This window comes from Pseudomonas sp. XWY-1 (assembly GCF_002953115.1).
GTDB lineage: Bacteria > Pseudomonadota > Gammaproteobacteria > Pseudomonadales > Pseudomonadaceae > Aquipseudomonas > Aquipseudomonas alloputida.
Genome location: NZ_CP026332.1, coordinates 3,595,546 through 3,621,471 on the forward strand (window position 1 = coordinate 3,595,546; position 25,926 = coordinate 3,621,471).

The 25,926-nt window shown below is 63.5% G+C and carries 23 protein-coding genes; 9 read left to right on the top strand and 14 right to left on the bottom strand.

Annotated elements, in window-relative coordinates; all coding sequences use genetic code 11:
* Positions 1-15: 15 nt before the first annotated feature.
* The 4 genes from PRJ_RS16700 to PRJ_RS16715 form a co-directional block, all read right to left on the bottom strand.
* Positions 16-2,922, bottom strand: a complete 2,907-nt coding sequence (locus PRJ_RS16700; RefSeq protein ID WP_104962009.1) for an HD domain-containing phosphohydrolase — start codon at positions 2,920-2,922, stop codon at positions 16-18.
* Positions 2,923-3,074: 152 nt separating this feature from the next.
* On the bottom strand, positions 3,075-4,568 hold the full coding sequence (locus PRJ_RS16705; protein ID WP_104962010.1) for an aldehyde dehydrogenase: 1,494 nt from the start codon (positions 4,566-4,568) through the stop codon (positions 3,075-3,077).
* A gap of 195 nt (positions 4,569-4,763) precedes the next feature.
* Positions 4,764-6,146 (bottom strand): aspartate aminotransferase family protein, encoded by a 1,383-nt coding sequence (locus PRJ_RS16710; RefSeq protein ID WP_004575424.1) that lies wholly within the window; start codon positions 6,144-6,146, stop codon positions 4,764-4,766.
* Positions 6,147-6,188: 42 nt separating this feature from the next.
* Positions 6,189-7,031, bottom strand: coding sequence for a helix-turn-helix transcriptional regulator (locus PRJ_RS16715; RefSeq protein WP_010953510.1), 843 nt, complete (start codon positions 7,029-7,031; stop codon positions 6,189-6,191).
* Between the two features lie 282 nt (positions 7,032-7,313).
* Between PRJ_RS16715 and PRJ_RS16720 the strand changes: the two genes are divergently transcribed.
* The 3 genes from PRJ_RS16720 (at position 7,314) to PRJ_RS16730 (ending at position 11,964) form a co-directional block, all read left to right on the top strand.
* Positions 7,314-8,696, top strand: a complete 1,383-nt coding sequence (locus PRJ_RS16720) for an APC family permease (protein ID WP_104887420.1) — start codon at positions 7,314-7,316, stop codon at positions 8,694-8,696.
* Between the two features lie 153 nt (positions 8,697-8,849).
* Complete coding sequence (locus PRJ_RS16725) at positions 8,850-10,430, top strand: aldehyde dehydrogenase (NADP(+)) (RefSeq protein WP_104962011.1); 1,581 nt, start codon at positions 8,850-8,852, stop codon at positions 10,428-10,430.
* A gap of 160 nt (positions 10,431-10,590) precedes the next feature.
* Positions 10,591-11,964, top strand: coding sequence for an 8-oxoguanine deaminase (locus PRJ_RS16730; protein ID WP_029615658.1), 1,374 nt, complete (start codon positions 10,591-10,593; stop codon positions 11,962-11,964).
* A 113-nt stretch (positions 11,965-12,077) separates the two neighbouring features.
* On the opposite strand, the gene PRJ_RS16735 is transcribed toward PRJ_RS16730, so the two are convergent.
* Entirely contained in the window at positions 12,078-12,569 is a 492-nt protein-coding gene (locus PRJ_RS16735; RefSeq protein WP_047603929.1) for a GNAT family N-acetyltransferase, read from the bottom strand.
* Between the two features lie 162 nt (positions 12,570-12,731).
* Here PRJ_RS16735 and PRJ_RS16740 point away from each other — a divergent pair, with 162 nt between their 5' ends.
* Both PRJ_RS16740 and PRJ_RS16745 read left to right on the top strand, forming a co-directional pair.
* Positions 12,732-13,322 (top strand): biliverdin-producing heme oxygenase, encoded by a 591-nt coding sequence (locus PRJ_RS16740; RefSeq protein WP_104962012.1) that lies wholly within the window; start codon positions 12,732-12,734, stop codon positions 13,320-13,322.
* A 201-nt stretch (positions 13,323-13,523) separates the two neighbouring features.
* On the top strand, positions 13,524-13,898 hold the full coding sequence (locus PRJ_RS16745; RefSeq protein ID WP_104962013.1) for a hypothetical protein: 375 nt from the start codon (positions 13,524-13,526) through the stop codon (positions 13,896-13,898).
* 28 nt (positions 13,899-13,926) lie between these two features.
* Here the strand turns inward: PRJ_RS16745 and PRJ_RS16750 are convergent, their stop codons facing one another.
* The gene (locus PRJ_RS16750; RefSeq protein ID WP_064493526.1) at positions 13,927-14,082 is read right to left on the bottom strand and encodes a DUF2986 domain-containing protein; all 156 of its coding nucleotides are present in this window, start codon (positions 14,080-14,082) and stop codon (positions 13,927-13,929) included.
* Between the two features lie 211 nt (positions 14,083-14,293).
* On the opposite strand from PRJ_RS16750, the gene PRJ_RS16755 reads away from it, so the two are divergent.
* Positions 14,294-16,048, top strand: coding sequence for a phosphoethanolamine transferase CptA (locus PRJ_RS16755; RefSeq protein WP_104962014.1), 1,755 nt, complete (start codon positions 14,294-14,296; stop codon positions 16,046-16,048).
* 10 nt (positions 16,049-16,058) lie between these two features.
* Here PRJ_RS16755 and PRJ_RS16760 read toward each other — a convergent pair whose 3' ends face one another.
* From PRJ_RS16760 to PRJ_RS16775, 4 genes are read right to left on the bottom strand one after another with little or no spacing between them, the layout of a single operon-like run.
* The gene (locus PRJ_RS16760) at positions 16,059-16,589 is read right to left on the bottom strand and encodes a membrane integrity-associated transporter subunit PqiC (RefSeq protein ID WP_104962015.1); all 531 of its coding nucleotides are present in this window, start codon (positions 16,587-16,589) and stop codon (positions 16,059-16,061) included.
* 11 nt (positions 16,590-16,600) lie between these two features.
* Positions 16,601-18,241: an intermembrane transport protein PqiB gene (locus PRJ_RS16765; RefSeq protein WP_104962016.1), complete on the bottom strand. Its 1,641-nt coding sequence runs from the start codon at positions 18,239-18,241 to the stop codon at positions 16,601-16,603.
* Positions 18,241-18,870, bottom strand: coding sequence for a paraquat-inducible protein A (locus tag PRJ_RS16770; protein WP_104962017.1), 630 nt, complete (start codon positions 18,868-18,870; stop codon positions 18,241-18,243). The genes PRJ_RS16765 and PRJ_RS16770 overlap by 1 nt, the downstream gene beginning before the upstream one ends.
* Positions 18,867-19,463, bottom strand: coding sequence for a paraquat-inducible protein A (locus PRJ_RS16775; RefSeq protein ID WP_104962018.1), 597 nt, complete (start codon positions 19,461-19,463; stop codon positions 18,867-18,869). Before PRJ_RS16775 ends, PRJ_RS16770 begins: the two co-directional genes overlap by 4 nt.
* A gap of 150 nt (positions 19,464-19,613) precedes the next feature.
* Here PRJ_RS16775 and PRJ_RS16780 point away from each other — a divergent pair, with 150 nt between their 5' ends.
* A complete protein-coding gene (locus PRJ_RS16780; protein WP_014591473.1) occupies positions 19,614-20,087 on the top strand; it encodes a YMGG-like glycine zipper-containing protein in 474 nt (157 codons plus the stop codon).
* Positions 20,088-20,132: 45 nt separating this feature from the next.
* On the opposite strand, the gene PRJ_RS16785 is transcribed toward PRJ_RS16780, so the two are convergent.
* Positions 20,133-21,044 carry a LysR family transcriptional regulator gene (locus tag PRJ_RS16785; RefSeq protein ID WP_014591474.1) on the bottom strand — a complete coding sequence of 304 codons (912 nt, stop codon included), beginning with the start codon at positions 21,042-21,044 and terminating at the stop codon, positions 20,133-20,135.
* 277 nt (positions 21,045-21,321) lie between these two features.
* Between PRJ_RS16785 and PRJ_RS16790 the strand changes: the two genes are divergently transcribed.
* Positions 21,322-21,708, top strand: coding sequence for a VOC family protein (locus PRJ_RS16790; protein WP_003250815.1), 387 nt, complete (start codon positions 21,322-21,324; stop codon positions 21,706-21,708).
* Positions 21,709-21,749: 41 nt separating this feature from the next.
* Positions 21,750-22,319, top strand: coding sequence for a hypothetical protein (locus PRJ_RS16795; RefSeq protein WP_104887412.1), 570 nt, complete (start codon positions 21,750-21,752; stop codon positions 22,317-22,319).
* Positions 22,320-22,557: 238 nt separating this feature from the next.
* On the opposite strand, the gene PRJ_RS16805 is transcribed toward PRJ_RS16795, so the two are convergent.
* From PRJ_RS16805 to PRJ_RS16815, 3 genes are all read right to left on the bottom strand, one after another.
* On the bottom strand, positions 22,558-24,234 hold the full coding sequence (locus PRJ_RS16805) for an MFS transporter (protein ID WP_064490777.1): 1,677 nt from the start codon (positions 24,232-24,234) through the stop codon (positions 22,558-22,560).
* 261 nt (positions 24,235-24,495) lie between these two features.
* Positions 24,496-24,915: a VOC family protein gene (locus PRJ_RS16810; RefSeq protein WP_003250810.1), complete on the bottom strand. Its 420-nt coding sequence runs from the start codon at positions 24,913-24,915 to the stop codon at positions 24,496-24,498.
* Positions 24,916-24,990: 75 nt separating this feature from the next.
* Positions 24,991-25,917, bottom strand: coding sequence for an alpha/beta fold hydrolase (locus PRJ_RS16815; protein WP_010953494.1), 927 nt, complete (start codon positions 25,915-25,917; stop codon positions 24,991-24,993).
* Between the last annotated feature and the right edge of the window lie 9 nt (positions 25,918-25,926).

Here is a 25,926-nt window from a genome sequence, read left to right on the forward strand (position 1 = left end):
CAGCGCTGTCGCCCCTCAGCTCACAGGTCTCGCCGCGCTGCGCTCCTGAATTTGCGCCAGCCAGTAGGCCACATCCACCTCGTCGATCTGCTCGGTGCGCAGGAAGCGCTCGGCATATTGGCGGTATACCCCGCTGCTGAGGAACAGCTGTAGCAGTTGCCCGTCGACGTGCCCCTCACGGGCCATGGCCACCAGGATCTTCACCGATTCGGACAGCGTTTTCGGGGGTTTGTATGGCCGGTCTGCTGCCGTCAGTGCTTCGAAGATGTCGGCAATCGCCATCACTCGCTCGGCAATGCCTAGGTCCTGCCCGTCCAACCGGCGCGGATAGCCGCTGCCGTTCATCTTTTCGTGGTGGTTGCCGGCGATGTCGGGTACCCGCTTGAGCTGGCGCGGGAGCGGCAGTGCACTGAGCATGATGATGGTCTGCACGATGTGTTCGTTGATCTTGAAGCGTTCTTCGTCAGTCAGCGTGCCACGGCGGATCGACAGGTTGTACAGCTCGCCGTAGTTGCTGGCGTGGCCTGGCAGGTGCATGTCGAACCCCCAGATATTACGCGGGTCGCCCTTCACCACCGGCGGCGTGCGGGTACCCCAGGGCACGCAGTGCTCGGGGCGGTCGGCCAGCAATGGCTCCTCTGTCGGTAGTTCAGGCTGCGGCACGCCAACAAGGCGTTCCGCCTCGTCACGGGAGATGCCCAGGCGGTTATCGAAATGGCGCAGCCAGCGGCGCTTGCCGATCACCTGCAAGCGCTGGATATCGGTGTCCTGCATGAACTCGCCGCCGATGTTGGCCTGGGCGACGAAAGCGAAGTCGTCCTGCAGCTCGGCCTGGCTTCGGCTCAGGGCGGCTTTCAGTACCTGCTGGTCGACGCCGCTGGCCAGGCCTTGCCAATAAGCCAGCTCCGCATCGCGCCACAGCACTTCGAAACGCATGCGTACTTCGTGAATGCGGTTGTACAGGGTCTCCAGCTTGGTCGCCTTGTCCACCACGTACTCGGGGCTGGTGACCTTGCCACAATCGTGCAGCCAGGCTGCCACATGGAACTCGTATCGCTCTGCCTCGGTCATGCTGAAGCTGGCGAACGGGCCGCTGTCGGCTGCCACTGCCTGATCCAGCAGCATCTGCGCCAGCTGAGGCACCCGCTCGCAGTGGCCACCGGTGTAGGGGCTCTTGGCATCGATGGCGTCTGCCAGCAGCTTGATCATGGCGTCCAGCAGGCGTTGCTGGGCTTCGACCAACTGGCGGGTTTCGATAGCCACCGCAGCCACTCCGGACAATTCCTCGACAAAGCGCCGGAATGCCTCGCCCACCCGCTCCTGCGCCTGCTCTTCGCCCATTTGCAGGACCAGGATGCCCAACAGTGCCCGGCTACGGTCATTAAGCACCACGGCCAGGCTGCGCTCGTGCAGGCCGAGGGCCTGGGTCACTGTTGCAGCCAAGTGCTGCCGGGCGCCTTCATCCACTGCCAGCTCGCTTGGGTAGTGTTCACCGCGGCACGAGGCGGCCAGGCGCAGCAAAGCCTGTTCAGCGTCGTACAGGTAAACCCCGCCGGCGTCGCCCCCGGCAGCTTCTACCAGATGGCTCAGCACGCCATCGAGCATGCGCTCCAGGTCTCGCTCGCGGCTGAGCGCAAGGGTAATCGCCTGAAAGTGGCGAATAGTACCGGACATGCGGCTCAGCACGCGGCTCAACTCGCGCACCTCGGAAACCCGCGAGTGCACGCCCACTTCACGGCTGAAATCAAAGCTGGCCAAGCCTTGAACCTGCTCGCGCAACAGCCGCAGCGGGCGGCCAATGCGCCGGCCAAGCACACCGCCGAGCACCAGCAACACGGCCATCAGCGCCACGGTCCAGAGCAACTGCTCGAACAAGACTTTGCGTGCCCCCACCAGCAGCTCGTGGCCTGGTACGGCAATCAGCACGTGCAAGTCGTGCCCGGCCAGGGTGGTCAGCTGCACACGAATGCCATACCAGGTCTGGCCGTCCACCTGATAAGGCTGAGGCTGGTTGCCCTTCGGCAGGTCAGCGTATAGCTGCGCCAGGCTGGGAGCGCCCAGCTCGGCGACACGTGACAGGCGCACGCCTTGCCCATCGTGCACGATTGCCCGCTGCGGGTCCGGATAAGCCACAACATCGCCTTGGTCATCGACCACAACGATCTCGGTACCCGGGGTCATGCGCAGGTCCTGAATCTCACTGGCCAAGTCATTGACCGAAACGTCCAGGCCGATCACGGCCCCACCGTCGACGCTACGTTGGGCCATGGTCAAGCCGACCTCGCGGGTGGTGAAGAACACATAGGGGCGCGTCAGCACAGTAGAGGGTTGTACCGTGGCTTCAGCGAACCAGGGGCGCAGGCGTGGATCGTAGCGATAGTCAGGTTTGGCCTGGGCCTGCAACAAGTTCAGCGCCCGATCATAAAAGCGCCACTCGCCCTGCACCTTGGCGCCGTCGCCATGGCTGACGCTCTGCACCAGAAAAGCCGTGCCCGGTGGAGCGGCGAAACGCTGCATCAGCTGCGGGTCATGCAGGCGACGCACCAGCAGGAACTCGCCGCTGGGGTAACCCAGATAGGCGGCGCTGAGCATGCGGTTGGCGTCCAGCATTTCCACCAGCTGTGGCAGCCGATCCATGCGCTGTGCCTGGGTGTGAAGCGTCGTGTTGTGGGCAAGCAGGCGGATGCTGCTTTGCGCCGGCTCGATCAGGCGCCTGGCGCGCTCATCGATGGTCTTGGCAACCTGCTGGGCAGCATCGCCAGCAGCAGCCACGAGGGTCTGGCGAATACCGCGATAGCCCTGCCAGGCCAGGGCGGCGCCGAGCAGCAGCATGCCCAGCACGATAGCCAGCGCCACCAGCCACTGCAGTGAAATACCACGTCCTGTATTGCCAACAACACGCCTCGTCGACACGCAGCCCATCCCAGGTACTCCATGTGCGGCACATTGCCTTGGCTGATGTCTGCAGCAGTGTAGAGTGCGCGTGAGCGTTCTGCCGGGCCGGCAACACGTTTACAGACGAGCGTGCAAGGCTTTGTACCGCGACACAGGCGACGTGGGCCATGATCAGGGCATCAGCCGCGCAACTGGTACCAGGTGGTCTTGAGCTGCGAATACTTGTCGAACGAATGCAGTGACAGATCGCGGCCAAACCCCGACTGCTTGCCCCCACCGAACGGCACCGTCACATCCAGCGCATCGACCGTGTTCACCGATACGGTACCGGCTTTCAAGGCCCGCGCTACCCGGTGCACCTGGTTGAAGTCGTCGCTCCACACCGAAGCTGCCAGGCCATAGATGCTGTCGTTGGCAAGGCGCACCGCTTCTTCTTCGGTGTCGAAGGCGCTGACCGCCAGCACCGGGCCGAACACCTCCTCCCGCGCCAGGCTCATGCGGCCCTCAACACCGGCAAAAATGGTCGGCTCGATGTAGTTGTCCGAACCTTCGATGGTCAGGCGTCGGCCACCACACACCAATCGCGCGCCCTCTTGCCCGGCACGCACAATGGCGGCCTCGATGCGGCCGGTCTGCCCGGCATCGACAATGGCCCCGGCGCGGCTCGCCGGATCCAGCGGGTTACCGGGCAGCCACTGGCGAGCCTTGGCCTGCAGCCGCTCGATGAACTCATCGTGGATGGCACGCTGCACGTACAGCCGCGAGTTGGCCGAACACACCTCGCCCTGGTTGAAGAAAATGCCGAAGGCGGCCTTTTCCGCAGCCAGGTCCAGGTCCTGGCAGTTGTCGAACACCAGGTTTGGGCTCTTGCCGCCGCACTCCAGCCACACCTGCTTGAGGTTGGACTGCGCCGAGTACTGCATGAAGTACTTGCCCACCTGGGTGGAGCCGGTGAATACCAGGCAGTCCACATCCGGGTGCAGGCCCAGCGCCTGCCCGGCCTGCTCGCCCAGGCCCGGCACCACGTTCAGTACGCCTTCCGGCAACCCCGCTTCCAGCGCCAGTTGGGCCAGGCGCAGGGCCGAAAACGGTGATTGCTCGGCGGGCTTGAGTACCACGCTGTTACCGGCAGCCAGCGCCGGGGCCAGCTTCCACGCGGCCATGTCGAGGGGGAAGTTCCACGGCACCACGGCCGCGACCACACCGAGTGCTTCGCGGGTGATGGTGGCCAGCGCATTGGCAGCAGTGGGCGCCACCTGGTCGTACAGCTTGTCCAGCGCCTCGCCGTACCAGGCGAACACATGGGCAGAGCCCGGCACGTCGATGGTGTAGGCATCCATCACCGGCTTGCCCATGTTCAGCGAGTCCAGCAGGGCCAGCTCCTCGCGATGGGCCATGATCAGCTCGGCCAGGCGCAGCAGCACTTTCTTGCGCTCGCCCGGCGCCATGCGCGGCCAGGGGCCTTGCTCGAAGGCTCGACGGGCGCTGGCGACAGCCAGGTCGACCTCGGCATGGCCGCAGGCGGCAACCTGTGCCATTACGTTGTTGGTGGCGGGGTTGATGGCTGCGAAGGTGGCGCCATCCTGTGCGTTGACGGGTTTGCCGTCGATCAGTGCATGGGCCGGAAGGTAGAGGTCCGAGGCGCGTTGTTGCCAGAATTCGAGAGTGTACATTTGTACTCCAGACGACCGTCGTGGCGGTCCTTCTTGCGCAAGTAACAGGTACCACACAGTCCGCAAGCACGCCGCACTCCCTCTGTAGGAGCGGGCATGCCCGCGAATCAGGCGACACGGTGGATGGCACCGGCTTCGCCGGTGTTCGCGGGCGTGCCCGCTCCCACAGGGAAGCGCGTTGCCCTTGTCAGCGGCTTAGAGCTTGCCGACCAGCCGCGCCGTGCGGTCTACGGCTATCCGGGTCTTCTCCACCAGCTCATCCAGCTCGCTGTGGTTGGCGATCAAGGCCGGCGCCATGATCATCCGGCCCAGGGTCGAGCGAATGATCACCCCTTCCTCGAAACCAAAGGTGCGGCACTGCCAGGCCAGGTCGTTCTCGTTGGCAAAGCGCTTGCGCGTCGGCTTGTGCTCGGCGAACTGCAGCGCCGCCACCAGTCCGGCCCCTTGCACCTGGCCGATCAATGGGTGGTCGGCAAACACTTCCCGCAGGATGCGCTGCAGGTACGGCCCCGTGTCGTCCTTCACCTGGCGCACGATGCCTTCGTCACGCAGCGCCTTCAGGTTGGCGATGGCCACTGCCGCCGCCACCGGGTGGCCGGAATAGGTCAGCCCGTGGGCAAATACCCCGCCGCGCTCCACCAACGCCTCGGCAATGCGCTTGCTCAGCACCAGGCCACCCATGGGCACATAGCCGCTGGTCAGGCCCTTGGCAATCGACAGGGTGTCGGGCTCGAAGCCGAAGTATTCATGGGCGAACCATTCGCCGGTGCGGCCAAAGCCACCGATCACCTCGTCGGCGCACAGCAGCACGTCGTACTGGCGGCAGATACGCTGGATTTCCGGCCAGTAGCTTTCCGGCGGGAAGATCATGCCGCCGGCCCCCTGGAAGGGTTCGGCAATGAAGCCGGCAACGTTTTCGGCACCCAGTTCGAGGATCTTTTCCTCCAGCTGCAAGGCGCAGCGGCGGCCGAACTCGGCCGGGGTCAGTTCACCGCCCTCGGCGTACCAGTAGGGTTCGTCGATGTGTGCCACATCCGGAATCAACCCGCCCATGTCGTGCATGAACTTCATCCCGCCCAGCGCCGTGGCCGCCAGGGTCGAGCCATGGTAGCCGTTCCAGCGGCCGATCATGACCTTCTTGCCTGGCTGGCCAACCACCTGCCAGTAGCGGCGCACGGTGCGGATCAGTACCTCGTTGGCCTCGGAGCCGGAGTTGGTATAGATCGCGTGGCTGTAGTGCCCCGGCAGCAGGCTGAACAGCAGTTCGGACAGTTCGATCACCGCCGGGTGGGTGGTGTGGAAGAACATGTTGTAGTAGGCCAGCTGATCCATCTGCGTGGCTGCGGCGGCCGTCAGGTCACGACGGCCATAACCGAGCTGGGTGCACCACAGGCCGGACATGCCATCCAGGTAACGCTTGCCCTCGCTGTCCCACAGGTGCAGGCGTTCGCCCCCGACGATCACCCGCGGCCCTTCGGCGTTCAGCGCCTTCTGGTCGAGGAAGGCATGAATGTGGTGGGCGGCATCGGCTGCCTGATAGTCACGGGTCTGGCGTTGCGGGGCGAAAGGCGCGTTCATTGTTGGTTTTCCTTTGCGGTGGGGTTGCAGGGCAGCTGGCGCTCAGCGCAGCTTGCCCATGTAGCTTTCCAGCGGGTCCTTGCCCAGCACGCCCTGGGCATTGGCCAGTGCATCGATGAACAGGGAGAACAGTTCGGACTGGGTGCCGATGTCGAGCTTGGCGTAGACGTTCTTGCGGTGCGACTTGATGGTGTCCTCCGACACTCCCAACCGCTCGGCCAGCGACTTGGTCGAGTGGCCACGCAGGATCAGCTGGGCGATACGGCATTCACGCTCGGTCAGCAGCGAGCTGCCGAAGTTGTTCAGCGCGGCATGGATACGTTGTTCGAGGATGTTCTCGAAGCGCCCTGCGCGGCTGTCCAGCCCGGCAAAATGCTTGCCGAGTACCGCCAGCACCCAAGGCGTGATGAGCCCGAACCGCGTGCGGCTTTGCCCATCCAGCTTGTCGGTGAAGGCCAGCGACACCGCCAGGCTTTGCCCGGGCGCCACCTGCAGGATGTAGTTGAGTTCATCCTCCAGGTGCGAGTGGCGGTAAAACGATTGGTAATATTCGCTGACCTCGAAGTGGTCGGGTGCCACTTCGAACAGGCCGTAGCAGCCGGATTCGACCTGTTCCACACAAGCACCGTAGAACGGGTCGAGCAGGTAGAAGCCCGACAGGTAGCGGCTGACATTGCCCTCGGGCTGCCAGGGCGCCTTGTCATCCTGCTCGAACAGCGCACAGGGCATGCCGTCGTGCGGGTACAGGTACACCGTGGTCGCCTGGATCGGCCGGATCACACCCAGTGCTGCAAACAGGCTGGCGGCAAAGCCCGGCCGGCCGATCGCCTCGGTGACCTTGGCCTGGTGCTCGAACCATTGTTCTGAAAGCAATTGATTGGTCACTGTAAGCCTGCCGTTTCTTCTCAGTGGCACCGCCGCCAGTGCGGTGCGTCGTTGAGCAGATACTCCCACGGCGCTGCAGGCACCGGAATCACCCTTTGGGGTGAGCCGGGCAAGGGCTGTGTCCGCTCACCCCAAAGGGTGATTCCGGGTGCCTGCAGGGTGTGGGAGCATCAACCCGCCCCAGCGCTGCGAGCTTTCGGCTCGACCTCCTTGCACAACACCTGACGGTCGCGAGCCTGCTCGCCTGCCGCGGTGTCCTGCATCCCTTTTCAGGAGTTAGCAATGCATACAACAACAAGTACAGCCCATAGCCCCGCCCCGCATGCACCCTCGCAACCCGGCACCAGCACCGGCCGCTTCCGCAAATCCATGAGCATGACCGCCCTGGTGCTGTTTGGCCTGGCCTACATGGTGCCCCTGGCCGTATTCACCACCTACGGGCTGGTCACCCAGATGACCAAAGGGCACCTGCCCACCGCCTACCTGCTAACGCTCGCCGCCATGCTGCTGACCGCCTACAGTTACGGCCGCATGGTCCAGGCCCACCCCTACTCCGGCTCGGTCTACACCTACACGCGCAAGGCCTTCGGCAGCCATATCGGCTTCATCACCGGTTGGACACTGCTGCTCGACTACATCTTTCTACCGCTGCTCAGCTACCTGCTGATCGGCATCTACATGTCGGAATACTTCCCGACCATCCATGCCTGGGTGTGGGTAGCGGGTTCCATTGCCCTGGTCACCTTCCTCAACCTGATCGGCATCGAGTCGATCACCCGGGTCAACTGGATCCTGGTGGTGGTGCAACTGGTGTTCATCATCGTCTTCGTCGCTTTGTCCATTCTCAAGCTCAGCGGACAGGCGGAGCCGGTGTCGCTGCTGGCCCCTTTGCACCACGATGGCTTCAGCGTGCCGTTGATCATGACCGGCGCCGCCGTGCTGTGCCTGTCGTTCCTCGGCTTCGATGCGGTGTCGACCATGGCTGAGGAAACCAGTAACCCGACCTACCGCATTCCCGTGGCGATTCTGGCGGTGTCGTTGATCGGCGGCCTGCTGTTTCTGGTGGTGTCTTATTGCGCGCAGATGGTGTTCCCCGACTGGGGCAGCTTCGCCGACCCGGATTCGGCGTCGGTGGACGTGATGCGCCGGGTGGGCGGCGAGCTGCTGGTAACCGCCTTCACCGCTACCTACGTGGCGGGCTGCTTCGCCTCGGCCATGGTGTCCCAGGCCAGCGTGTCGCGCGTACTGTTCGCCATGGGTCGCGACGGCGCATTGCCGCGGGCATTCGGCCAGCTGGTGACGAAAAAGCGCGTGCCGGCCACTGCCATCCTGGTGGTCAGCCTGCTGTCGCTGATCGCCCTGGTAATCACCCTGGATACCGTGGCGAACATGATCAGCTTTGGCGCACTGTTCGCCTTTTCGGCGGTGAACCTGGCGGTGGTCAAGCACTACCTGGTTGACCAGAAACTGCGCGGTTGCCGCAACTACCTGCTGTACGGCGCCATTCCCGGCCTGGGCTTTCTCAGCACGTTGTGGCTATGGAGCAGCCTGACCAGCCTGTCGTTCACCATCGGCCTGTGCTGGATGGGCCTGGGCCTGTTGGTGCTACTGGGGCTGACCCGGGCGTTGCGCGTGAAGCTGCCAGAGTTGCAGATGGCCGAGTGAGCCCTGACGCCTTGCATGACCGCTCCTGCAGGGCATCGCGAGAACCCGGGTGATAACTGCTCGTTATCGCCCGATCCGTATTAATCATTATTCAGCCCCCCGTTCGCCCCCTACAGTCCTGACCAACGATTGTCATTGCCAACGGGAAACGAAATGTCCATCGAACACCGCCTGAACCACATCGCCGGCCAGCTCAGTGGCCACGGTGACGTGCTGCTGCACAGCCTCGACGCCCACACCGGTGAAACACTGCCCTACGCCTTCCACCAGGCGACTGGCGATGAAGTCGAGGCCGCCGCCCAGGCCGCCGAGGTGGCCTACCCGAGCTACCGCAGCACCCACCCGGACCAGCGCGCCGCTTTTCTCGACGCTATCGCCAGCGAACTGGACGCGTTGGGTGATGACTTCATCCAGGACGTGATGCGCGAAACCGCACTGCCTGAAGCACGCATCCGCGGCGAACGCAGCCGCACCAGCAACCAGCTGCGCCTGTTTGCCGAGGTGGTACGGCGTGGCGACTTCTACGCTGCACGCATCGACCGCGCCCTGCCCCAGCGCACCCCACTGCCGCGCCCGGACCTGCGCCAGTACCGCATCGGCGTGGGCCCGGTGGCCGTATTCGGCGCCAGCAACTTCCCACTGGCCTTCTCCACCGCTGGCGGTGACACCGCTTCGGCGCTGGCCGCCGGCTGCCCGGTGGTGTTCAAGGCACACAGCGGGCACATGCTCACTGCGGCCCAAGTGGCCGCGGCCATCGACCGTGCAGTGACCGGCAGCGGCATGCCGGCAGGCGTTTTCAACATGATCTACGGTGCCGGTGTGGGCGAAGCACTGGTCAAGCACCCAGCCATTCAGGCGGTCGGCTTTACCGGCTCGCTGCGCGGTGGCCGCGCCCTGTGCGACATGGCCGCAGCGCGCCCGCAGCCGATCCCTGTGTTCGCCGAAATGAGCAGTATCAACCCGGTGATCGTGCTGCCGCAGGCTCTGCAGGCTCGCGGTGAACAGGTGGCGACCGAGCTGGCCGCCTCGGTGGTGCTGGGCTGCGGGCAGTTCTGCACCAACCCGGGCCTGGTGGTGGGTATCCGGTCGCCACACTTCGAGCATTTCCTGCAAACGCTGGTGGCACGCATGGCCGACCAGAGCCCGCAGACCATGCTCAACGCTGGCACCCTGCGCAGCTACCAGAACGCTGTGCAGCACCTGCTGGCGCACCCGGGTATCCAGCATCTGGCCGGCCAACCGCAAACCGGTAACCAGGCTCAGCCGCAGTTGTTCAAGGCCGACGTGAGCCTGCTGCTCAATGGCGACCCGCTGTTGCAGGAAGAAGTGTTCGGCCCTAGCACCGTGGTGGTTGAAGTGGCCGATGCCCAGCAATTGGCCGAAGCATTGCGTCACCTGCAAGGTCAGCTGACTGCCACCCTGATTGCCGAACCTGACGACCTGCGCACCTTTGCCTCACTGGTGCCGTTGCTGGAACGCAAGGCCGGGCGCTTGCTGCTCAATGGCTACCCGACCGGTGTGGAGGTTTCCGATGCCATGGTGCATGGCGGCCCCTACCCGGCCACCTCCGACGCCCGCGGCACTTCGGTCGGCACCTTGGCCATCGACCGCTTCCTGCGCCCGGTGTGCTTCCAGAACTACCCGGACGCACTGCTGCCGGATGCGTTGAAAAACGCTAACCCGCTGGGGATTGCCCGGTTGCTGGAGGGTGTGAGCAGCCGCGAGGCGGTGTGATCTTTCATGGCTGCAACCCGTGCCGGCCTCTTCGCGGCTATAGCCGCCAAGAGGCCGGCACTGGCGCTTCGAGCTGTATACAATCAGTAAAAAGCTTGCTTACAATACCGAGCGCCTATGACATCGGTAATCGCCGATGCGTATTGCGCAGGCTTGCACCATGTCATCTACAAACCCTGCAAAAACGCTCCTCGTCAAAAACGCCGCACTGCTGGTCACCATGGACGGCGAACGCCGCGAAATCAAGAACGGCGGCCTGTTCATCGAAGACAACCTGATCAAGCAAGTCGGCCCCAGCGAAACCCTCCCGCAGCACGCCGACGTGATTCTGGACATGGCCGGCAAGGTGGTCATCCCAGGCCTGGTCAACACCCACCATCACATGTACCAGAGCCTCACCCGCGTGGTACCGGCAGCTCAGGACGGCGAGCTGTTCAACTGGTTGACCAACCTGTACCCGATCTGGGCGCGCCTGACCCCCGAGATGATCGCGGTGTCGACCCAGACCGCCATGGCCGAGCTGATCCTGTCCGGCTGCACCACCTCCAGCGACCACCTGTACATCTACCCCAACGGCTGCAAGCTCGACGACAGCATCCACGCGGCGGCCGAGATCGGCATGCGCTTCCATGCCGCGCGCGGCAGCATGAGCGTGGGCCAGAGCCAAGGCGGCCTGCCACCTGACTCGGTGGTGGAAAAGGAAGCCGACATCCTCAAGGAATCGCAACGCCTGATCGAGGACTACCACGATGCCAGCCACGGCTCGATGCGCCGCATCGTGGTCGCGCCATGCTCGCCGTTCTCGGTCAGCCGCGACCTGATGCGCGAGGCTGCCGTGCTGGCGCGCCAGTATGGGGTGTCGCTGCACACCCACCTGGCCGAGAACGTCAACGACATCGCCTACAGCCGCGAGAAGTTCGGCATGACCCCTGCCGAGTACGCCGAAGACCTTGGCTGGGTCGGCCATGATGTATGGCATGCCCACTGCGTGCAGCTCGACCAGCACGGCATCGAGCTGTTCGCCCGCACCGGCACCGGCGTCGCCCACTGCCCATGCTCGAACATGCGGCTGGCCTCAGGCATCGCCCCGGTACGCAAGATGCGCGACCACGGCGTACCGGTGGGGCTGGGGGTCGATGGCTCTGCCTCCAACGACGGCGCCAGCATGATCGGTGAAGTGCGTCAGGCCCTGCTGCTGCAACGGGTGGGCTTTGGCCCTGACGCGATGACCGCACGCGAAGCACTGGAGATTGCCACCCTGGGTGGCGCGAAAGTGCTCAACCGCAATGATATTGGCGCCCTGGCCCCGGGCATGGTCGCCGATTTCGTCGCCTTCGACCTGGGCCATGTGGCGTATGCTGGCGGCCACCATGACCCATTGGCGGCACTGGTGTTCTGCACCCCGACCCAGGTGCATACCAGCGTGATCAACGGCCGCGTCGTGGTGAAAGACGGCCAGCTGGCCACCGTCGACCTGCCGCGCGTACTGGAACGCCACAACCAGCTGGCCCATCAGCTGGTCAGTGGCACTTGAGGCCAGGCATCAGCTCGGCATCGCCGGGTTGAATGAAGGGCATGCGCAGCCCTTTGGGCTGCGCTGTCACCTAGGCAAGCTGCGGGTAGCGCACACTACGATGTCATGTCCACTCAAAGGTCCATGACCATCTCATGCCAGGCCATGCCGCCGTGGTCCGACGGCGACGGTTTCACGTATCGGTAGCCAAGCTTCTGGTACAGGGCCACATGCTGCTCCTTGCACATCAGGTGAATGGTCTGCTTGCCCGCCGCGTGCATGCGCCCGATGAATTCGTTCATCAACAGTTTGGCGTAGCCTTTGCCCTGGTGGGCCGGGTCTACAACCACCGACATGATCACCACGTTCGCGGCCGCCGGGTCATGGCCAACCAGCTCTTTGAAGGCCTCGTCGGACATCACGACCTCGTGGGCGCAGCCACTGTTGATGAAACCAACAATCTCGCCGTCGCTTTCCAGCACCAGGAAGCCTTGTGGGTACTGCGTGATACGCGTGCGGATTTTCTCCAGCGTGGCCGCCTCATCCCCTTCATAGGCGCCAATTTCGATGGCGTAGCAACGCTCGGCATCGGCGGGAACGGGGGTGCGGAACTGAAGGGCGCTCATGGCAGGTATCCTTGGCAATGGTAAAAGCAGCCGCCATGATAAATGAGCATCGACCTTGCACTCCATCATTGCGAACTCGGTCAGGTCGAGTGTGTGACGCTTGCTGCCTGCCAAGGAGGGCAAGCATCATGGGGACCTTGCTCTATTGCCACGGATACGCCGATGACCGCTGTAACTTTCCCCTTCACCGAACCCAGCCGCTGCAAACGCCTGAAAGCGGCCAGCAGCAGGGATCATGACAGCGTCGATCAACTGGTGATGGCAGCGCGGCCTTTCGAGAACCGCGAGCGTTATGGGCGCTTCCTGCAGGTGCAGCACCGCTTTCATGGCAGCCTGTTGGCGTTGTATCAGGATGAACAGCTCAACCAGCAACTGCCGGGGCTGGAGGCGCTGTCACGGTTCGCGGTAGTCCAGGCCGACCTGCGCGACCTCGGCCTGCCGCTGCCAACGCCCGCCCAACTGGTCCGTGTCAGCTCGGCCCAGGCCCTGGGATGGCTGTATTGCAGTGAAGGTTCGAACCTGGGGGCGGCGTTTCTCTACAAGCAAACGCAACGTCTTGGGCTGGAGGGTGACAAGGGGGCCCGCCACCTGGCCCCTCACCCGGATGGCCGAGCGCTGCATTGGCGCGAATTTGTTGCCAGGCTGGACAGCCTGGTGCTGGGGGAGCAGGAGGAAGCAGAGGTGGTAGCGGGGGCGATTGCAGCGTTCGACAGTTATCGGGGGCATCTGCGTGAGGTATTTGCAGGCAGTTGACCGAGTGCAATGGCACCTTTAGCGGGTGCTGCACAGCACCAACTGCCACGGCGATTTTCTACAAGTTGTTGCTGTAGCGAACTTTTTCTTGATTCCCTGTCTATGTGTGAGGCACAGAAAGGTAGCGGAACGCGAGACAAGGTTCGCCCCCCACACCTGCTGGCCAGATGGCTCATTCGTTATCAGAGGTTGGCTACGCTCATGAAAATACGTGTCGCAAGGTTGGTGCTGCTCGGCCTGTTCTCGCTCGCGGCGGTGGGCACGGCATCGGCAACGCAAATGAAAGCAGCCGAACCGGTTTCACCGGCCGTCCAGTCACCGTTGAAGCCAGCCGGCAACCCTTGGTCGAGCGTGGCCAGCGTGGCCGTTGAACAGCCGGCCACGCTCCTGGCGCATGATGACGATCGCTGGCACGACCACCGAAGCGACTGGCGGCGCGAACAGTGGCGGCGTGAACAAGCCCGCCGGGACTGGGAGCGGCGGCGCGACTGGGAACGGCGCCGTGATTGGGAGCGCCGCCATGAGCGCGCCATGCGCCAGCGTCATCATGACGCGCATTATTACTACCGCCGTTGAAGCCCATGCGATCGGTGCAGGGGCGGTGTCAGTCAGCCAGCTGGGAACTCTCGCTCACCGCCTCTGCCTCCATCTTCAAGCGATCCGCCTTGCAGATATACTTGGGCTTGCGTGGCGCCAGCTTGGCACTGGCCTTTTTGGCATGCGCCTGCAATAGCTGCTTGATCTTCTTACGACGGTTCATGGTCTAGGGGCCTGTCAGTACGTTTTCGCTGCCGCCATCATACCCCGGCGGCGAGGGGAAAACGCGGTGAACGGCCCAGCGTATGCCTGCTACGGCCATGCAGGTCGCAGGATTAAACGCGTTTACGTTATTTTCACAGTCCGCAGATTAGCGTCACGCCCTTTCCGGCCACGCGCACAACCGCTGGCCGCCAAGGTACGACGAGGCATACGTGTCACACACTACATCCCCCGCCGCGCACAAGCGCGTGGACTGGGCCGGCCTCGGCTGGCTCTTGCTGTTCTTCTGGTATTTCTCCGGTGTAACCCAAGCGTTGCTGCTGTTCAGCGGGACGACCGGCTTCGCCGGTTTTCGCGATGCGTTGTTCCTCAGCAGCCTGTGGCTGGCGCCCGTCCTGTTGCTGCCGCGCTTCACTCGCGCCACCGCGGCAATCATCGGTCTGGTGCTGTGGGCGGCTTCGCTGGTGGGCCTGAGCTACTTCGGCATCTATCGCCAGGAATTTTCACAAAGCGTCATCTTTGTGATGTTCGAGTCCAACACCGCCGAGGCTGGTGAGTACTTCAGCCAATACTTCAGCGTGGGGCTGGGCCTGGCACTGGTGCTGTACACGCTGGTTGCGGTCCTGCTGTGGCGGCGCGTGCGCCCGGTCAGCCTGCCACTGCGCAGTCGCCTGCCGGTGGTCGTGCTATTGCTGGTGGCCAACCTGGTCGTGCCGTTCTACAAGCAGATGGTCACCCAGGAGCGCAACTTCGCCGATGCGCTCGAAAAAGTGCAGCAGCGAATGGAACCGGCCGTCCCTTGGCAGTTGCTGGTCGGTTACCGACAGTACCGCCAGCAACTGGACAACATGCAGAAACTGCTGGCCCAGAATGCCGCACTGCCACCGCTGCAAAACCTGCGCGACAGCAGTGGTACAGCGCCACGCACCCTGGTATTGGTGCTCGGCGAGTCGACCACCCGCGAGCACATGCACCTGTATGGCTATGACCGCGACACCACGCCCAACCTCGACGCGCTGGCCGCCAGCGATACGGGCCTGACCGTGTTCCGCGACGTGGTATCGCCGCGCCCGTACACCATCGAAGTGATGCAGCAGATCCTCACGTTCGGCGACGAGCAGAACCCGGACCGTTTCCTCAGCGCCCCGTCGCTGATCAACCTGCTGAAACAGGCAGGTTACAAGACCTTCTGGATCACCAACCAGCAGACCTTGACCAAGCGCAACACCATGCTCACCACCTTCTCGCAGCAAACAGACGCGCCGGTGTACCTGAACAACCAGCGCAACCAGAATGCCCGCCAGTACGATGACGTGGTGCTGGCGCCGTTCGAGAAAGCCCTGCAAGACCCTGCGCCCAACAAGTTCATCATCGTGCACCTGCTGGGCACGCACATGGACTACCGCTACCGCTACCCGGACGACTATGCGCACTTCAACGACAGGCAGGGTGTGCCAGCCAAGCTGACAGCGGACCAGGTAAAAACCTACAACTTCTATGACAACGCGGTGCGCTACAACGACTATGTGGTGTCGAGCCTGATCAAGCGTTATGCGGCAGGCAACCCCAACGGGTTCCTGATGTACCTGTCCGATCATGGTGAAGACGTGTACAGCTCCGGTGACCACGACCGCCTGGGGCGCAATGAAGGCGCACCGACCCGGCCGATGTACACCATCCCGTTCCTGCTGTGGACCTCGCCTAGCTGGCAGGCCGAACACCCGCGTGACTTGCAGGCAATGGCCAACCGCCCCTACAGCAGTTCGCATCTGATCCATACCCTGTCAGACCTGGCCGGATTGAGCTACGACCGCTATGAACCGGCCAAGAGCCTGGTGAGTCCACAGTTCGTGGCAGCACCACGCTGGATCGGCGATCCGTACCGCAAGGATGGCTTGCGCGAGTTCGATCAGCTGCCGCAGGACAAGGCCGACGGGGCACAGGAAACAGCCAGCACCCGGCAGTAATAAGGCCGGTTCATGCCCGGCAGCTACCCTGCAGGGCACTCCCCCGCACCGCCTCGGCCAACTTGCGCAGGTTGGCCTGGTGCGCATTCACCAGGCTGGTGATGCTGTTGTCCGCAGCAGTCTGCACTGACGTACGGCAGGTCAGCTCGACCTGCCCTTGCTGCTTCAGGCGCCACACGGCCTCCAGCGACGCGTAGCGCCCTGGTACCGTGTCGAAGCGTTGCACATCCACCCGCAGCGACGCCTTGCCGCCACCCGCCGGGCCGCCCAACAGGTCCTGCAGGGCGCTGCGGAATTCATCCACCAGGTTGGCGCCCCACCACTCCGTCTCCAGAATGGCCAGGCCGCTCTGCCCTTGCCGCACCACCAACTGTGGGCGGTCGACCTGGGGCGGCACAGCCACCCTGACCACCTGAATGCGCTGGCCGCTGTCACGTACCGGGTCGCTCGGTACCAACGTGTGGTAGTTGTTCGGCGTACTGCTGCAGCCCCCGAGCCACACCAGCAGGCTGGCCACACATGCATTGCGCAGTCGTTGCATCGGCTGTCTCCTCAGGGTTCAAGGTCTGCAGGCCCGGCCGATTTCGGCCGGCCACGAATCAGCGACTCGGGGTGGCGGCCCAGGTAATCGGCAAGGTCACGTAGCGAACGCGACATGCGCTCCAGCTCGTCCAGCGTTTCACCCATTCGCTCGCGCTGCGGCGAGTCTTCGGAAATTGCCGAGTTGGCCGTGCGCAGGGTCTTGTGCACCTCGTCCAGCGCCACTTTCACCTCCGGCAACGTCTGGCCATTGAACTGCTTTAGGCTGGCGCGCAGTTCACGCAGGCTGCCGTCCAGGTTACCGGCGATGCTTTCCAGCGGCAGCTTGGCAATGCGCTCCACTACCCTCTGCAGCTGTTCCTGCAACTGCTCAAGGCTGCCGGGCAGCGTCGGGATCATGATGGGGTTGGCAGCCATGTCGAAGGCCACCTTGGGGGCATCGGGGTAAAAGTCCAGCGAAATGAACATCTGCCCGGTGATCAGGTTGCCGCTACGCGCCTGGGCCCGAAGCCCATGCTCGACAAAGGTGCCAATCAGTTTCCGCGCCCCTTGCATATCGCCCTCGGTGTGCTTGAACACCGCCAGCATCTTGCGGTGCACCGGCCCTAGCCGCTGCGGGTAGATCACCGCATCGACCACTACCGGGAAGCTCTGCCGCGTAGCATCGTAATCGAGCTGGATCGAGGTGACCCGGCCAAACTCCACCCCCTTGAACTCCACTGGCGCGCCCACCGACAGGCCGCGCATGGCCTGGTCGAAGCGCAACTGCAGGTACTGCGCCTGGCCATGCGGAGGCGACAGCGCCATGTCGCGGTCGGCGAATAGCTGGAAGCGGGCCTGGTCGGCAGCAGGCTCGGCTTGCGCCGCGAAATCGGGCGAGCCGAAGGCCAGCCCGCCCACCAGAATCGACGACAGCGATTCGGTATCGACCTTCAGGCCATTGGCACCGATCTGCATGTCGATGCCACTGGCATTCCAGAAGCGCGTGTCAGCAGTGACGAACGTGTCGTAGGGCGCCTGCACGAACACCCCAATCTCTACCCCCTTGCCATCGTCCTGGAGGGCAAAGGACACCACCTCACCCACCGGGATCTTGCGGTAGTAGATCGAAGAGCCGATATCCAGCGAGCCGAGGTCGCTGGCGACAAGAACAAAGCGCTTGCCCTTTTCGTCATAGGTGATCGGCGGTGGCAGCTCCAGCCCGACAAAAGACTTTTCCGGCACCTTCGACTCGCCGGAATCAGCCCCGATGAAACTGCCCGAAAGCAGCGTGTCCACCCCGGAAACCCCGCCCACGCCGATGCGCGGTCGCACCACCCAGAAGCGCGCTCCCCGGGTAGCGAATGAACGGGCATCGTTGGAGAGCTGAACCTTGGCCACCACGCTCCTCTTGTCGTCGGCCAAGTCCACCGTGGTCACTTCGCCAATCACCACGCTGCGGTATTTTACCTGGGTCTTGTGCGCCACCAATCCCTCGCCACTGTGGAAAGAAATGGTGATCACCGGCCCTTGCTGCATCCAGTTGCGCACCACCAGCGAAGCGCCGATCAGGATCGCCAGGATCGGCACGATCCATACCAGCGACACACTCCAACGTCGGGTGCGCACTTCAACCTGCCCAGGGCCCTCGCGCTTGTCAGTCTGTTGCCCCATCAATGCGGCCTCCCCTCGTTGGCATGGCTATTCCAGATCAGGCGTGGATCAAAGCTCATCGCAGAGAACATGGTCAGCACTACCACCATGCCAAAGAACAGAATGCCCACACGCGGCTCGATGGTGCCCAGCCCGCGCAGTTGCACCAGCGCAGCCACCAGCGCCACTACCATCACATCGAGCATGGACCAATAGCCGATCAGCTCGACGAAGCGGTACAACTGCGAACGCTGCCGGCAGGCCCAGGAAGAACCACGCTGGGCAGTGAACAGCAGCAGGCCAAGGGAGAAGAACTTGATGGCGGGCACACCCACGCTGGCAATGAAAATGATCAGCGCGATGTCCCAGGCCCCGGCTTCCCAGAACTCCAGCACGCCACCGCCAATGGTGCTTTCTGTACCACTGCCGAGCATTTCGGTGTGCATCACCGGCAGCAGGTTGGCGGGGATGTAGAAAATCAGTGCGGCCAGCAGAAACGCCCAGCCACGGCTGATGGCATTGGCCTTGCGTCGGTGAATGACGGCGCCGCAACGGTTGCAGGTGTGCGCGCCACTGCGCGTGTCGCATGCCTGGCCACAGCCATGGCACAGACACAAGCCAAGGTCGTGCGCCTTGACCGGGGCAGTCATACCTGTTCCCACAAGTCGCGGATGTCCTTGCCGGCAATGTGGATGATCAACATGCTCAATGCGGCCAGGGCCAGCAGGCCGATACCGGGGATCACATCGAGCAGCCCCGCCAGTTTGATCACTGCCACCATTGCCCCCAGCAGACACACCTCCAGCATGCTCCAGGGCCGCAGGCTTTCCAGGCCACGCATGCACAGGGCAAAGCCGGGGGCACGCTGGCCGGCAAGGGCAAAACCCAACACCCAGCACAACAGGGCAATTTGCAGCAGCGGCGCAAAAATGATCGACAGCGCCATGACCAGAGCGATGAAGGTGATACTGCCATGACTGAGGATCTGCACGGCGTCCCACAATGTGGCCGAGTGGGTCAGCCCCTGCATGCCGATGGTCATCACCGGGTAATAGTTGGCGAACACCAGCAGGACACCGCCAGTCACACTCAGTGCCAGCCGCTGCTCGATAGTCAGTGACCTGTGCCGGTACAGCACGCCGCCACAGCACGGGCAAAGGGCACGTTGATGTTTGAGCAGCGGTGCACGGTGGTACACCGTGTCGCAATACTCGCAGATGATCACATCTTGCGTCTGGCTCATGGTTTGCCCACAGGTAGCCTTGGATCAGGCCAAGAGGCTAATCGGAACGGCGTCTGATATCCGGTGTAGACCATCTGGGCAAAACTTCCATCACGACATCAAAGGCGAACTATTCTGTGAGGCGGGCTTTCCGCCCGGTGGAGGTGTGCCATGCGTACGTTCACGTGGAGTTACCTGTTGATGCTGCTGTGCGCAGCATCGGCCGCCCAGGCGCAGTCGGTGGTGCCGCTCAAGGGCCAGAGCAGCCAGCAGATGCAACTGGATATCAACGATTGCAATACCGTAGCCACCAATGCCGCAAACGGCACAGCGACGTCCAGCGACCCACATGTCGGTGGCCGGGTTCGCGGTGCAGCTGCGGGTGCCGCCGCCGGTGCTGTAGGCGCGCAGGTGCGCGGCAACCAGCATGACGAGTTGTATGACCGGGTGGGTGACGATGCCAAGCAGCAATACCGGCAGAACCGTGCCGGCGAAGTGGCCGCCGCCGGGGCCGCGGTCGGTGGCATGCGCCAGCGTCAGGACCGGCGCCAGGACCGGCGCGGCCAGGACGAGGCCAAAACCCAGGCCCATGCCAGTGCCTACAGCGGTTGCCTGCAAGGGCGCGGCTACCAGGTCAACCCCTGAGCAATCGCCACGCCATGCTCCTCCTGCCGGGGTGGCATGGCGTGCTCAGTTCAGGAACTTCGCCAGCTCTTCGCGACAAAATTCCACGAACAACTGCGCCGGCTTGGTCAGCTGGACTCGCTTCAACCACGCCGCAGCCAGCCCCGACAGCGCCACCGGCTCGGCAATGTCGAGCATCGCCAGGCGTTGGCCGTCATAGGTGTATTCCGAGTGCGGACGGGTTACCAGCAACGAAAAACCGAAACCCTGACCGACCATGCCGCGCACCATCTCGATCGACGGCGAACTGAAGACGATGTTCGGTGCCAGGCCCATCTCGTTGAACAAGCTGACGAAGTAGGTGCGGCTAGGGGCCACGTCCAGCAGGATCATCGGCTCGGGGCACAGGTCGCGCAGCGAGACCTGGGCCTGGCTGGCAAAGCGGTGGTTCTCGGGTAGCAGCACATAGGGCTTCTGCGGCGGCATCAGCGGCTCGGCCTCGATGGTGCCATCCAGGTCGTGGTCATAGAGAAATGCCAGGTCGAATGTTCCAGCGGTCAGGCCCTGGATCAGGTCCTGCTGCTCACCGTCGCGCAGGCGAATGTCCACACCCGGGTAGCGCTGGCGAAAGCCGGCGATCAGGCGCGGCAGGTACAGTGGCGCCACGGTTTCGAAACAGCCAATGTCGATCTGCCCGGCGACGGTATCGTTGTCGGCCAGGGCGTTCTGTTCGAACTCATGGGCCATCTGCAGCAGCGACTTGGTCTTGGCGTAGAAGCGTTTGCCGCTGGGCGTCAATGACACACCCTGGGCGTGGTGGCGGATGAACAGCTGCACACCGAAACTTTCCTCCAGGCTCTTGATGGCCGTGGAGATGGACGGCTGGGCGATGTACAGCTGGCGTGACGCTTCGGCCACACTGCCCGCTTCCACGGTGGTGACGAAGTACTTCAGTTGTCGCAAGGTATAGGCAGCCACAGGGTACCTCTCTGACGCGGGTCTGGGCAGGCTGGGATCATGCCTCACACTTTACCCTTGGCTGCCGCTCTGCGGGGGCTGAGCGCTGAAGGATTTACCTATGCCTTGAGCAGGTTTTTTGTAGGGTCTGCCAGTACCTCGGCTCACAGGCCTGCGCAAACCGGCGCCGCACCACGCTTGCGCCTGGAACGGGGCCCCGTGGCACAGCAACCACTGGTCAAAAACGCCCGAACGTCTTTACTGATAGTCATCGGCCCCAGGTAAACGGTGTGCGCTTATGAAGATCGTGGTCACCAGCATCCTCGTCGACGACCAGGCCAAGGCCCTGGCTTTCTACCACTACGTACTCGGTTTCGAGCCCAGGCACGACATCCCCATGGGCCGGCACCGCTGGTTGACCCTGACTTCGCCCAACGACCCCAATGGCGTCGAACTGCTGCTGGAACCCGACGCGCACCCGGCGGCCAAGGTGTACAAGGCCGCGCTCAAGCAGGATGGCATCCCCGCCACCTCGTTCGGCGTGCGTGACATCCAGGCCGAATACACCCGGCTATGTGCGGCCGGTGTGCAGTTCATCCGGCCACCAACCCCAATGGGGCCGGTTACCGTGGCGGTGTTCGATGACACGTGCGGCAACCTGATCCAGATTGCCCAGAAGCATTAGCCGGTTGCCCTTAACCCAATGCGCACCCACAAGGAAAACAGATGCGCCACGAATTCAGCGAAGTGCTCAACGACCTGGTCGACTACTTTCTGCTTGGCGATATCCAGTTGCTCGAACGCTTCAAGCAAGACCAGCAACTGCCCGACGACCTGGCCCATGCGTTCACCCACGGTGACAGCGGCGACCAGGCTGTGCGCGAAGGCATCGTGCTGCCGCTGGCCGGTGTCGACAACCTGCCCTACCGCATCCTCTTCACCCTCGATAACCACACACCGGCCCTGCGCGAGGCCGGCAGCCGCCTGAAGCACCGGCGCAATGGCTATGTACTGCGGATCGAGCACGGTGCGCTGATGCTGTACACCTGGCGCATCCTGCAGCACTTCACGCCCAAGACCCTGGGTGACCTGATGGCGCGTTACCGGCTGCCTGGGCGGCCGATCATCGAGCTGGACAATGGCTGGTACGACGTGGAGGTACTGGCGGGGGCACTGGTGCGCGACGGGTTGTACGAGCCAGCGTTCGAGTTCGTGCTGAAGAAGCGCTGGAGCCGGGGTGAGGCGACAGCTGTGGATACCGGGTATGCATTCGGGCTTCGTGGCTACTTCGACTGATTGATCGCCTGTGCCGGCCTCTTCGCGGGTGAACCCGCTCCTACGGGGGGCACAGGGGTTCAGAGATTGTTGGGGCTGCTTTGCAGCCCTTCGCGGGTGAACCCGCTCCTACGGGGGCCGCAGGGGGGCAGAGATTGTTGGGGCTGCTTTGCAGCCCTTCGCGGGTGAACCCGCTCCTACACGGTACCTGTAGGAGCGGGTTCACCCGCGAAGAGGCCGGCACAGGCAAACTCGACCTTCAGGTGTGAGTGATATCCCGATCCTTGGTCTCCGGCAGGAAGAAGATCCCCAGCACCGCCGTCATCACGGCAATCACGATCGGGTACCACAAGCCGTAATAGATATCCCCGGTCGCTGCCACCATGGCAAACGCCACGGTCGGCAGGAAGCCGCCGAACCAGCCATTCCCGATGTGGTAAGGCAGCGACATCGAGGTGTAGCGGATGCGCGCCGGGAACAGCTCCACCAGCCAGGCGGCAATCGGCCCGTAGACCATGGTCACGTAGATCACCAGAATGGTCAGCAGCAACAGCACCATCGGGTAGTGGATTTTCGCCGGGTCGGCCTTTTCCGGGTAGCCCGCCTCTTTCAATGCACCACTCAGGGTTGCGGTAAACGCTTCGCTTTGCACCTTGAAGTCCGCCGCCGCCAGGCTGCTGCCATCAAAGCTCGGCAATACCCGTTCGCCAATGCGGATCTGTGCCACGCTGCCGGGTTCCGCCGCTTCATTGGTATACGGGATGGCGCGCTTGGCCAGCAGGCTCTTGGCAATGTCGCAGGAGCTGGTGAATTTGGCCTTGCCCACCGGGTCGAACTGGAATGCACATTGGCCCGGGTCGGCCACCACCACCACCGGGTTCTGCTCCTGGGCAACGAATACATCCGGGTTGCCATACTCGGTCAGTGCCTTGAAGATCGGGAAATAAGTCAGCGCGGCGATGATGCAGCCGGCCATGATGATCTTCTTGCGGCCAATCCGGTCGGACAGGCTGCCGAAGAAAATGAAGAACGGTGTGCCGATCAACAATGAACCGGCAATCAGCAGGTTGGCGGTCTGCGCCTCGATCTTGAGCGTCTGCAACAGGAAGAACAACGCGTAGAACTGCCCGGTGTACCACACCACGGCCTGGCCGGCGGTGCCGCCGAGCAGCGACATGATCACCACCTTGAGGTTGTCCCAGCGGGCGAACGATTCGGTCAGGGGCGCCTTGGATGCCTTGCCCTCGGCCTTCATCTTCATGAACACTGGCGACTCGTTCAGCTGCAGGCGGATGTACACCGAAATCGCCAGCAGCAGAATCGACAGCAGGAACGGTATCCGCCAGCCCCAGGCCTCGAACGCTTCCGTCCCCATGGCGGTGCGACAGGCCATGATCACCAGCAGCGACAGGAACAGCCCCAGGGTGGCAGTCGTCTGGATCCAGGCAGTGAAAAAGCCGCGGCGGCCCTTGGGCGCATGCTCGGCCACGTAGGTGGCCGCGCCGCCGTACTCACCGCCCAGCGCCAGCCCCTGCAGCAAGCGCAGGGTGATCAGGATGATCGGCGCGGCCACGCCGATCGTGGCGTAGCCCGGTAGCAGGCCCACCACTGCGGTGGACAGGCCCATGATGACAATGGTGATGAGGAAGGTGTACTTGCGCCCGATCATGTCGCCCAGGCGGCCGAACACGATGGCGCCGAACGGTCGGACGGCAAAGCCGGCGGCAAAGGCCAGCAAGGCAAAGATGAACGAGGTGGTTTCATTGACGCCAGCGAAGAAGTGCCTGGCGATAATCGCGGCGAGTGAGCCGTACAGGTAGAAGTCGTACCACTCGAATACCGTGCCCAGGGACGAGGCGAAGATGACCTTGCGCTCCTCCTTGGTGATACCGCGTTGGGGCGCGCTGCCCGTGGATGTGCTGTCGAGAACCGCCATGGGTTGCCTCCGTCATGTTGTCATGCAGGCCGGAGCACCTCACAACCACTTCACCGTCGCACCCAGGCCCTGGCGCTTGCTTTGGTTGCGCGAAGCACGACGAGGCTGGCCGCCTCGGATCGCAGCAAGGTTCATGAAGCATAATCGGGATTGGCTGGATATCCACCCGCCGGGCCCTGCACGAGAGGGCGGCCTGGACGACACGCAGCACCGGGGTGCCGGGCGATAGCGGGTTGGCTGACGATTTTGGCGGGGGCGGTTTCACCCGCCAGGCACTACCGGCCCCTTCAACTCGACCTGATTACCATCCGGGTCGTAGCAGTACAGCGAAAGCCCCTCGCCTTCGGCACCATACCGCTTCTCGGCAGGCTCCACCTTTACCCCGGCGGCTTCCAGATAGGCCGTCAACGCGGCCTCGTCGAACGGCTCGATGCGCAGGCAGAAATGGTGCAGGTTACGCCCTTCCACGCCCGGTGCCGCTCCGCCTGGCTGCCCCAGTGGGCCATCCAGGGTCACCAGGTCGATCATCGCCGTGCCCGTGGCCAGGTGCACCATACCCAGGTCTTCGCGCACGCGGCTGACGGTGCAGCCAAGCAGCTCGGTGTAAAAGGCAACACTGCGCGGCAGGTCGCTGACCCGCAACACCAGGTGGTCGATGTGCTTGATGGTGAAAGGCCGCATGCCGGGCTCCCTGTGGCGTGTTTGCGAATAGGTTCGCCACCATAGCGCAGGTTCACGCGGCGTGACCAGAATCAGCTACTCGTTCACCAAGCGTTGCAGTACGCCCCCTTCATGGCGCGTCAGGATACGCAGCAATTGGTCGACCAGCGCCCGGTCCGGCGCATCCAGGTGGAAGTGGTGCCCGCCTGGGTGCCAGGAGACTTTCGCCTGGCTGGGCAAGGCGGCCTGACGCCGGGTAAAGGCCTCGCCGGTGAAGGCCCCCTGGCGGCCGAACAGCAGGTACAACGGGCAGCGGATCTGGCTGAGCAGGTCGCAGGCTTCGCGCTCGGTCAGTGGCATGGGTTCGGGCAATACCAGCCGCGGGTCGTGGCGCCAGCAATAGCCATCGTCCAGCTGTAGCAGGTCGCGCAGCGCCAGCAGCCGAGCGGCACCTTCCGACAGTTCGGTGTCCAGCCGCTCGCGGCGTTGCGCCAGGGCGTTGTCCAGGTCGTCGAAGCGACCAACATCCGGCTCGGCAAAACCCGGCAACTGGCTGCGCTGTACCATGCGCTTGAGCCGGTAGGCCCGCGCCAGGTGCTGCACGCGATCATCTTCGGCCACCGTGAACGGTGCGCCCATGCCGTCGAGGAAGGTCATGCTGGCAATGCCACTGGTCATCGCCGCCAGCAGCGACGCTATACCGGTGCCCATCCCATGGGCCAGCACATGAAATTGCGCCAGGCCCAGGCTGTCGGTCACCGCCAGCATGTCTTCGGCATGCTCCCACAGGTAATAGCCGCTGTCGTGGCGACGATGGCCAGAACGGCCATGGCCGATCAGGTCGGGGGCCACCACGAAGCAGCCGTCCAGCATCGGTGCCAGGCGCTCGAACGAGGCAGCGTTATCCAGCCAGCCATGCAAGGCCAATATGGGGATACCGTCTTCTGCCCCCCAGGTGCGAACCGCTATTTCAACGCCATCGAGGTCTAGCAGGTGGTCTTTCGGACTGCACAGCGAACGCATTGCAATTCT